Below are 8,289 nucleotides of genomic sequence, written 5' to 3' on the forward strand. Positions count from 1 at the left end.
CGTGCTGGCCGCGCTTGCGGTGCGCGCCGGCGTGGCGCGCGGTATGATTTCGAAGGAACAGGAGAAAACCCTGGTGCGCGCGCTTTCGGAAGCGCCGCGCTACGCCAACCAGGTGCTCAAGCTTGAAGAGCAGATCGAGCGGATCGCGCGCGAACTCTCGCGCTACAAGGACGTGCTCTATCTCGGCCGCGACACCAACTTCCCGCTGGCCATGGAAGGCGCGTTGAAACTCAAGGAAATCTCCTACATCCACGCCGAAGGCTATGCAGCCGGCGAACTGAAGCATGGGCCGATCGCGCTGATCGACGAGAATATGCCGGTCATCGTCATCGCGCCGCATGACCGGATCTTCGAGAAAACCGTTTCCAACATGCAGGAAGTGGCGGCGCGCGGCGGCAAGATCATCCTGATCACCGACAGCAAGGGCGCGGCGCAGGTGAGCGTGAAGACGATGGAAACAATCGTGCTGCCGGATGTGCCCGAAATCATCTCGCCGATCATCTATGCGCTGCCGATACAGATGCTGGCCTATTTCACCGCCGTGTTCATGGGCACCGACGTCGACCAGCCACGCAATCTGGCGAAATCGGTGACGGTGGAATAGGTTTTGCCTTCCAGACCGGAGGTTGAGCCGAATGGCATCGAAGTTCGCACGTCCAGTTCATCCTGGAGAATTCCTGCGTGAAGAATATCTCGTCCCGCTCGGCATGAGTGTAGGCGCGCTGGCGAAAAAGCTCAACCTTCCGCGCACCCGTATCGAACGCATTGCCAAGGAAGAGATCGGCCTGACTCCCGATACCGCTCTTCGCCTCGCCAGATTTTTCAACACCACGCCCGAATTCTGGATGAATTTTCAACAGGCCTATGAGCTTGAAACCGAAGCCAGAAAGCTGGCGCCGGAGCTCGAGAAGATTGAGCCGTTGGAAGTAGCGGCATAATCGGCTCTTTAAAAACTTCGCAGTTCCAAAGCTTCGTCCGGTTCACTAATGTTGCGCTGCAACCCGCGCTCCGGTGAACCATGTCCGACGCTCCCAAGACCTCCGGCATGACCCGGCTGAGGAACTATTTCCTCACGGGCTTCATCGTCTGCGCGCCCTTGGCGATCACCGCCTACATTGCCTGGTCGTTCATCGGCTGGGTCGATTCCTGGGTGAAGCCTTATATTCCGGCCCGCTACAGCCCTGACACCTACCTGTCGTTTCCGGTGCCGGGGTTCGGACTGATCGTGGCGCTTATCCTGATCACGCTGATCGGTTTCCTGACGGCAAACATCGTCGGCCGCGCCATCGTCAATTTCGGCGAGCGCCTGCTTGGCCGCATGCCGCTGGTGCGAGGCATCTACGGCTCGCTGAAACAGATTTTCGAGACCGTGCTGTCGAACAAGGGCGACATGTTCCGCCAGGTCGGGCTGGTCGAATATCCGCGCAAGGGCGTGTGGTCGCTGGTGTTCGTCGCCAGTGAAAAGGAAACCGAGATCAACCAGAAGCTCGACCAGGAAGGCGATCCGCTGATCGCCGTATTCATGCCGTGCACGCCAAACCCGACCACGGGCTTCCTGATGTATGTGCCGAAGTCGGACATCGTGCCGCTCGACATGACGATCGAGGATGGCGCCAAGCTGATCGTCTCCGCCGGTCTGGTGGCGCCCGAAGTAAAGCAAATGGTTGTCGTGAATGGCGAGCCGATCGAAGGGATGCTCGCCAACCCTTCGGTTGCCGCCCTGGCTCAGCCGGCGCGCAGAAGCCGCACGGCTTCGTCGCGACCGAACAAGTAAAGCAGCAGGCGCAACGCCTCACCACGCTGCGATTGCAGCTCCGGATCGCGTGACAGGATCAGCCTGGCATCGTCGCGGGCGGCCTCCAGAAGGTCGGCATGCGCCTCGATGCGAGCCACCTGGAAGCCCGGCGTGCCCGACTGGCGGGTGCCCAGCAATTCGCCTTCGCCGCGCAGCTTCAGGTCCTCCTCGGCGATCAGGAACCCATCCTCGGTCTCGCGCATCACCGACAGCCGGCGTTTTGCGGTCTCGCCGAGCGGGTCCTTGTAGAGCAGCACGCATGAGGAGGGCTTGTCACCGCGTCCGACCCGGCCGCGCAGCTGGTGCAACTGGGCCAGGCCGAAGCGCTCTGCATGCTCGATGACCATGACGGTGGCGTCCGGCACATCGACGCCGACCTCGATGACGGTGGTGGCGATCAGGATGCGTGTCTCGCCCTGCTTGAAGGCGCGCATCGCCTCGTCCTTCTCGGCACCCTTCATGCGGCCGTGAACGAGACCGATGCGATCGCCGAACAATGGTTTCAGCGAGGCGAAGCGGTCTTCGGCCGACATCAGTTTGATCTCTTCGGATTCCTCGACCAGCGGACAGATCCAGTAGATCTTCTGGCCGCCGGCGACGGCGTCCACCATGCGGGCGACCAGTTCGTCGAGCCGCTCGAGCGGCAGCGTAACGGTACGGATCGGCTGGCGGCCGGCCGGTTTTTCCGTCAGTTTCGACACGTCCATGTCACCGAAAGCGGTCAGCACCAGGGTGCGCGGGATAGGAGTGGCCGTCATCACCAACATGTCTGGCGCGTCGCCCTTGGCGGTGATGGCAAGCCGCTGATGGACGCCGAAACGATGCTGCTCGTCGATGACGGCGAAGACGAGGTCTTTGAAGGTGACGGTCTCCTGGAACAGCGCGTGGGTGCCGACGACGATGTCGATCTCGCCGGTTGCCAGGCCGACCAGCGTATCCGCGCGTTCGCGGCCCTTCTCGCGACCGGTGAGGATGGCGATGCGAAGCCCTACCTTGGCGGCAAGCGGCGTGATGGTCGCAAGATGCTGGCGCGCCAGGATTTCGGTCGGTGCCATCAAGGCTGCCTGGCCGCCGGCCTCGACGGCACGCGCCATGGCCAGCAGCGCGACGACAGTCTTGCCGGAACCGACATCGCCCTGCAGAAGCCGCAGCATGCGCTCTGGGTCGGCGAGGTCGGCATTGATTTCGGCCAGCGCAAACTCCTGGCTTGATGTCAGCGAATAGGACAGTGCGGCCCGCAGTTTTTCGACGATGCGGCCGTCGCCGACCAGGGGTCGCCCGGACAGCCTGCGGACTTTCGCTCGCACCAGCGCCAGCGAGACCTGGCCCGCCAGCAACTCGTCATAGGCGAGCCGCCGCCAGGCGGCACCATCGATGGAGACGTCAATCGGGTCGGCCGGATTGTGGATGCGGGCAAGCGCATCGCCAAAGGCCGCAAAGGTGTGCCGCCGCATGAAGGCGCCGTCCTGCCATTCGGGAAATTCAGGCACGCGCGTCAGCGCCTGGCCGATCGCCCGGCGCAGCACCTTGCCCGAGAGCCCGGCTGTCAGAGGATAGACCGGTTCGACCAGCGGCAGGTTTTCCGCTTCGCTGGCCAGCGCAATATGGTCGGGGTGGACCATGCTCGGGCGGCCGTTGAACCATTCCATGCGGCCCGAGACCACGACATGCTCGCCCTCGGGCATCGCCTTTTCGAGATAGGAGGCGTGAGCATGGAAGAAGGTCAGCGCGATCTCTCCGGTATCGTCATGGGCGAAGACCCGGTAGGGCACCGACCTGTTGCCACGCGGTGGCGGCTGGTGGCGGTCGATGCGCACATCGAGCGTGACGATCTGGCCTTCCGCGGATCCCGCGATACCAGGCCGACTGCGCCGGTCGATGACGGTGTGCGGCAGCACGAACAGAAGATCGCCGGCACGCGCCGCGCGGTCGCCGAGATCGGCCGGAACAACCTTCTCGATCAGCGCGCCGACTTTCGGTCCGACGCCTGCAAGCGACGTAATCGGGACAAACAAGGGATCGAGGATGGTCGGGCGCATGATGTCAGCTTATGTTGCGACGGCGGCAGCGCAAGGCTGACAGCCCCTTCTATCCACGCTATATGCGCCGCAGCAAGCAAGGATGCGGTACGATGACCGGAACGACGAGATCAAGCGAGGGGCTGGACGTGCGCCGCCGCAAGCTTCTGTTTCGCTCCTGGCATCGCGGCATGCGCGAGATGGACCTGATCCTCGGCACTTTCGCCGACGCTGAGATCGGCGTCTTGACCAACGAGGAAATCGACCAATATGAGAGGCTCCTCGACATTCCCGATACCGAATTCCTGCCCATGGTCACCGGCGAACGCCCGGTTCCGGCCGATATCGATTGTGCCGTCCTGCGAAAGATCCTGGCTTTCCGCCGCTCTCTGACATTCTGAACACAAGCAATTCCAGGAAAAGTACGAAGCGGTTTTCCGTTCGGAATTGCGATAAAACAAGACCGTGATTTCATGAGCCTCATTCCCACCATCGGTCTGCCGAAAGGCCGCGCCGGTCAGTTCATCGTCGATGGCGTCGCCGACGGCTACGAAGCCTTTGCGCTGGTGCAGGCGGCGCTCGAGATCGCGCCCGACAAGCCGGTTCTGTTCGTCGCGCGCGACGGTCAGCGCCTGCCGGCGATCATCGAGGCATTGTCCTTCGCGGCCCCCGGCCTGCCGGTGCTGGAACTGCCGGCCTGGGATTGCTTGCCCTACGACCGCGTCTCGCCCGGCTCCGATGCGGCCGCCAAGCGCCTCGATGCGCTGACCGCCATGATCGCTCTGGCGAAGAAGCCGCACCGCGCCGTCATCCTCACCACCGCCAATGCGCTGCTGCAGCGCATTCCGCCGTCCGAGTTGGTCGAGGCGCAGACTTTTCATGCCAGGCCCGGCAACCAGATCGACATGAACGCACTGGTCTCGCGGCTGGAAACGTCCGGTTTCGAGCGTGTGCCGACAGTGCGCGGCATCGGCGAGTTCGCGGTGCGCGGCGGCATTCTCGACCTGTTCGCTCCCGGCTGGACCGAGGCGCTCAGGCTCGATTTCTTCGGCGACACGCTGGAATCGATCCGTGTGTTCGACGCCGCCACGCAGCGCACCACCGGTCAACGCAAGTCGATGGCGCTGCAAGCGATGAGCGAGGTGGCGCTGACGCCGGAAACCATCAGCCGCTTCCGCCGCTCCTATATCGAAGCCTTCGGCGCACCGCAGCGCGACGACGGGCTCTATGCGGCGGTCAGCGAAGGGCGTCGCTTCGCTGGCATGGAGCACTGGCTGCCGTTCTTTTACGAACGGCTGGAGACGGTGTTCGACTATCTGCCTGACACGCCCGTCATCTTCGACCATCTGGCGCATGAGGCGCTGGCCGAGCGCCACACGCTGATCCTCGATCACTACGAGGCGCGCAGGAAGCAGGCCGACGGCGCGCTGAAGGATGCGGTGCCCTATAAGCCAGTCGCGCCGGACCTGCTCTATCTCTCCCCGGAAAACCTGATCACCTCGCTCGGGCCGCGCGAAGCGATCGACTTTACGCCATTCGACGCGCCCGACGTTGGCGCCAAGAAGGTCTATCACGCCGGTTCGCGCCACGGCCGCAGCTTCGTCGAGGAGCGCGCCGATCCGAACGCCAACGTGTTCGATGTCGTCGTCAAACACATCGTCGATGAGCGCGCGGCGCGCCGCCGCGTCGTCATCGCCGGCTGGACCGAAGGCTCGCTCGACCGGCTTGGCCAGATCCTCGCCGAACACCATCTCGGCAACCTCAAGCAGGTCGTGACGCTGGCGGAAGCCGAAAAGCTCGAGCCGGGGCAGGCGGCCCTGGCCGTGCTGCCGCTCGAATCCGGCTTCGAGACCGAAAAACTGGTCGTCGTCGCCGAACAGGACATTTTGGGCGACCGGCTGATCCGGCGCTCGAAACGCAAGAAGCGTCCCTCGGATTTCATTGCCGAGGCCTCGGCGCTGTCGGCCGGCGACATTGTCGTCCATGCCGACCACGGCATTGGCCGTTTCATTGGCCTGCGCACCATCGAAGCGGTCGGCGCACCGCATGACTGCCTGGAAATCCACTATGCCGGCGACGACCGGCTGTTCCTGCCGGTGGAAAACATCGAACTCCTGTCGCGCTACGGTTCTGACACGGCCGAGGCGACGCTGGACAAGCTTGGCGGCGGCGCCTGGCAGTCGCGCAAAGCGCGGCTGAGGAAGCGCCTGCTCGACATGGCCGGTCAATTGATCCGCATCGCCGCCGAGCGGCAGATGCGCTCGGCGCCGCCACTGGTGCCGGCAGAAGGCCTCTATGGCGAGTTCGCCGCCCGCTTTCCCTATGAAGAGACCGACGACCAACAGACGGCCATCGATTCGGTGCGCGACGATCTTGCTGCCGGCAAGCCGATGGACCGGCTGATCTGCGGCGATGTCGGTTTCGGCAAGACCGAAGTGGCGCTGCGTGCCGCCTTCATCGCGGCGATGGAAGGCTTTCAGGTGGCGGTGGTGGTGCCGACGACATTGCTGTCACGCCAGCATTTCAAGACGTTTTCGCAGCGGTTTTCCGGCCTGCCGATCCGCGTCGCCCAGGCGTCGCGGCTGGTCGGCGCCAAGGAACTGACCGAGACCAAGAAAGGCATCGCCGAAGGCCAGGTCGACATCGTCATCGGCACGCACGCGCTGCTCGGTTCCGCGATCTCGTTCAAGAACCTTGGTCTGCTGATCATCGACGAAGAGCAGCATTTTGGCGTCAAGCACAAGGAACGGCTGAAGGACCTGAAGACCGACGTGCACGTGCTGACGCTGTCGGCGACGCCGATCCCGCGAACGCTGCAACTGGCGTTGACCGGGGTGCGCGAGCTGTCGCTGATCGCCACGCCGCCGGTCGATCGCATGGCGGTGCGCACCTTCATATCGCCCTTCGATCCGCTGGTGATCCGCGAGACGCTGCTGCGCGAACGCTATCGCGGTGGCCATTCCTTCTATGTGGTGCCGCGCATCAGCGATCTCTCGGAAATACATGATTTCCTGAAGGAATCCGTGCCGGAGTTGAAGGTGGCGGTGGCTCATGGCCAGATGCCGCCGGGCGAACTCGACGACATCATGAATGCCTTTTATGACGGCCAGTACGACGTGCTGTTGTCGACCACCATCGTCGAATCCGGCCTTGATATTCCGACCGCCAACACGCTGATCATCCACCGCGCCGACATGTTCGGCCTGTCGCAGCTCTACCAATTGCGCGGCCGCGTCGGCCGTTCGAAGGTGCGGGCCTACGCGCTGTTCACGCTGCCAGCCAACCGCAAGCTGACGGACACCGCCGAGCGGAGGCTCAAGGTGCTGCAATCGCTCGACACTCTGGGCGCCGGCTTCCAACTGGCCAGCCACGACCTCGATATCAGAGGCGCCGGCAATCTTCTCGGCGAGGAGCAGTCCGGACACATCAAGGAGGTCGGCTTCGAACTCTACCAGCAGATGCTGGAAGAAGCCGTCGCCGAGGTGAAGGATTCGGGCGAGGTGCAGGATGGCGGCTGGTCGCCGCAGATTGCCGTCGGCACGGCGGTGATGATCCCGGAAAGCTATGTTCCGGACCTGCAGCTCCGGCTGGCGCTTTATCGCCGTCTCGGCGATCTCGAAAACACCGAGGAAATCGACGCTTTCGGCGCCGAGCTGATCGACCGCTTCGGCCCGCTGCCGGAGGAGGTGAAGCATCTGTTGAAGATCGTCTTCATCAAGGCGCTCTGCCGCAAGGCCAATGTCGAAAAACTCGACGCCGGGCCGAAGGGCGTCGTCATCCATTTCCGCAAGCGCGAATTCTCCAACCCGGTCGGGCTGGTCAAGTTCATTGGCGAACAGGGATCGTTGGCCAAGATCCGGCCGGACCACAGTGTCGTCTTCGTGCGCGACTGGCCGACAGCCGAGAAGAGGCTGGCGGGCTCGGCGGTCGTCATGACGCAGTTGGCACGGCTGGTGGAGAAGGCGGCGTAGCTAGCCTCGGACCATTCGCCAGCGCTGAAATTCCGGTCTAGAATAGGAAATCGGCTTCGTGTATGGAGCCGCGATCCCCAATTGGGGCGGGAATGGCGGAGTATAGGCCGCTGGAAAGAGCGTTGGGTGCAGCGATGACGAAATGGTCGCCGAATTCGTGGAGAGCAAAGCCGATCAAGCAGGTTCCTGCTTATCCGGACCTCGCCGCGCTGAAGAACACGGAAGCCCAGCTCGCAACCTTTCCGCCGCTGGTTTTTGCCGGTGAGGCGCGCAAGCTCAAGAAGCAGCTCGCTTCGGTCGCTGCCGGTGACGCATTCCTCCTTCAGGGTGGCGATTGCGCCGAGAGCTTCGCCGAGCACGGCGCAGACAACATCCGCGACTTCTTCCGCGTCTTCCTGCAGATGTCGGTGGTGCTGACCTTCGCCGGCGCGCAGCCGGTGGTCAAGGTCGGCCGCGTTGCCGGCCAGTTCGCCAAGCCGCGCTCGTCCGACAACGAGACCAAGGG

Annotated in this window: 7 protein-coding genes; 6 read left to right on the plus strand and 1 reads right to left on the minus strand. The window is 63.4% G+C overall.

Going from position 1 to position 8,289, the window contains the following annotated elements:
* From EN955_RS32420 to EN955_RS32430, 3 genes are all read left to right on the plus strand, one after another.
* A partial coding sequence (locus EN955_RS32420) for an SIS domain-containing protein (protein ID WP_127223537.1) occupies nucleotides 1-604 on the plus strand: 604 nt, incomplete at its 5' end.
* A 31-nt stretch (nucleotides 605-635) separates the two neighbouring features.
* Nucleotides 636-938, plus strand: coding sequence for a HigA family addiction module antitoxin (locus EN955_RS32425; RefSeq protein WP_024503568.1), 303 nt, complete (start codon nucleotides 636-638; stop codon nucleotides 936-938).
* 80 nt (nucleotides 939-1,018) lie between these two features.
* Entirely contained in the window at nucleotides 1,019-1,774 is a 756-nt protein-coding gene (locus EN955_RS32430; RefSeq protein ID WP_024503567.1) for a DUF502 domain-containing protein, read from the plus strand.
* Here the strand turns inward: EN955_RS32430 and recG are convergent.
* The gene (gene recG / locus EN955_RS32435; RefSeq protein ID WP_024503566.1) at nucleotides 1,726-3,834 is read right to left on the minus strand and encodes an ATP-dependent DNA helicase RecG; all 2,109 of its coding nucleotides are present in this window, start codon (nucleotides 3,832-3,834) and stop codon (nucleotides 1,726-1,728) included. The two genes, EN955_RS32430 and recG, sit on opposite strands and share 49 nt — an antisense overlap.
* 92 nt (nucleotides 3,835-3,926) lie before the next feature.
* On the opposite strand from recG, the gene EN955_RS32440 reads away from it, so the two are divergent.
* The 3 genes from EN955_RS32440 to EN955_RS32450 all read left to right on the plus strand — a co-directional run.
* Nucleotides 3,927-4,214, plus strand: a complete 288-nt coding sequence (locus EN955_RS32440; protein ID WP_013531907.1) for a succinate dehydrogenase assembly factor 2 — start codon at nucleotides 3,927-3,929, stop codon at nucleotides 4,212-4,214.
* Between the two features lie 72 nt (nucleotides 4,215-4,286).
* Nucleotides 4,287-7,784: a transcription-repair coupling factor gene (gene mfd, locus EN955_RS32445; protein ID WP_024503565.1), complete on the plus strand. Its 3,498-nt coding sequence runs from the start codon at nucleotides 4,287-4,289 to the stop codon at nucleotides 7,782-7,784.
* A gap of 134 nt (nucleotides 7,785-7,918) precedes the next feature.
* Nucleotides 7,919-8,289 (plus strand): 3-deoxy-7-phosphoheptulonate synthase (locus tag EN955_RS32450; RefSeq protein ID WP_164769946.1); only part of this gene is annotated, 371 nt, incomplete at its 3' end.

It is taken from the genome of Mesorhizobium sp. M7A.F.Ca.CA.001.04.2.1, from assembly GCF_003998485.1.
In the GTDB taxonomy this organism is placed as follows: Bacteria; Pseudomonadota; Alphaproteobacteria; order Rhizobiales; family Rhizobiaceae; genus Mesorhizobium; species Mesorhizobium ciceri.